Annotated in this window: 1 protein-coding gene and 1 pseudogene; both read right to left on the reverse strand. The window is 68.8% G+C overall.

All coding sequences use genetic code 11. The annotated features are described in order from the left end of the window. Positions 1-21 precede the first annotated feature (21 nt). Positions 22-642, reverse strand: a complete 621-nt coding sequence (locus sphsw_RS13015) for a MarC family protein (protein WP_031440980.1) — start codon at positions 640-642, stop codon at positions 22-24. Then, positions 639-1,101: pseudogene (locus sphsw_RS13020) on the reverse strand (bifunctional methylenetetrahydrofolate dehydrogenase/methenyltetrahydrofolate cyclohydrolase); the annotation flags it as partial. The pseudogene sphsw_RS13020 and the gene sphsw_RS13015, both read right to left, overlap by 4 nt.

Below are 1,101 nucleotides of genomic sequence, written 5' to 3' on the forward strand. Positions count from 1 at the left end.
ACCGCGCACGCCGACCCCAACCTACCGCAACACCACCGACAACCCATCCAGCACGAACTGCACCGCCAGCGCCGCCAGCAGCACGCCGAGCAGCCGCGTGATCACCGCCTCGATCTTCGCGCCCAGGATCCGCATGATCGGCCCCGCCGCGAGCAGCGCGACCAGCGTCAGCAACAGGATCGTCACCATCGCCGCCAGCACCACTGCCGAGCGCTCGATCCCGCTGTTGCGGCTCATCAGCAGCATCACCGACGCGATCGAACCCGGCCCCGCGATCATCGGCATCGCCATCGGGAAGATCGACACGTCGTCGGCTTCGGGATCGCTCGCGACCTTGGCGGCGCGGTCCTCGCGGCGTTCGGTGCGCTTCTCGAACACCATCTCGAGCGCGATCAGGAACAGCATGATCCCGCCCGCGATCCGGAAGCTCGCCAGGCTGATCCCCAATCCTTTGAGCAACGCCTCGCCGAACAGTGCGAACACGAACAGGATCGCCGCCGACACGCCGACCGCGCGGAACGCCATCGCGCGCTTCTGCGCCGCCGACGCGCTCGCCGACAGCCCGGCATAGATCGGCGCGCAGCCCGGCGGATCGATCACCACGAAGAAGGTGATCAGCGACGAGATATAAAGCTCGATCATGCGCCGGCCCGGTCGAGCGCCGCCTCGTCGATCGCCACGCCTTCGCGTCGCCCGGCGGACACCAGAGTATTGCGCAACAGGCACGCGATCGTCATCGGCCCGACGCCGCCCGGCACCGGCGTGATCGCGCCCGCGACCCCGACCGCGCTCGCGAAATCGACATCGCCGACCAGCCCGGCCTCGGTGCGGTTGATGCCGACGTCGATCACGGTCGCGCCGGGCTTCAGCCAGTCGCCCTTGATCATCTCGGGGATCCCGACCGCGGCGACGACGATGTCCGCGGCGCCGACATGCGCGCGCACGTCGCGCGTCCGGCTGTGCACCACGGTCACCGTGCAGCTCTCGCGCAACAGCAATTGCGCCATCGGCTTGCCGACGATGTTCGACCGGCCGACGACCACCGCCTCCATCCCGCTCAGGTTCGGCACGACACTTTTGAGCACCATCACGCAGCCGAGC

This window comes from Sphingomonas sp. FUKUSWIS1 (genome assembly GCF_000733135.1).
GTDB lineage: Bacteria > Pseudomonadota > Alphaproteobacteria > Sphingomonadales > Sphingomonadaceae > Sphingomonas > Sphingomonas aerolata.

Excerpts from the sequence above, each read along its gene's own strand:
- sphsw_RS13015 (WP_031440980.1), bottom strand. The coding sequence starts at position 642 with ATGATCGAGCTTTATATCTCGTCGCTGATCACCTTCTTCGTGGTGATC.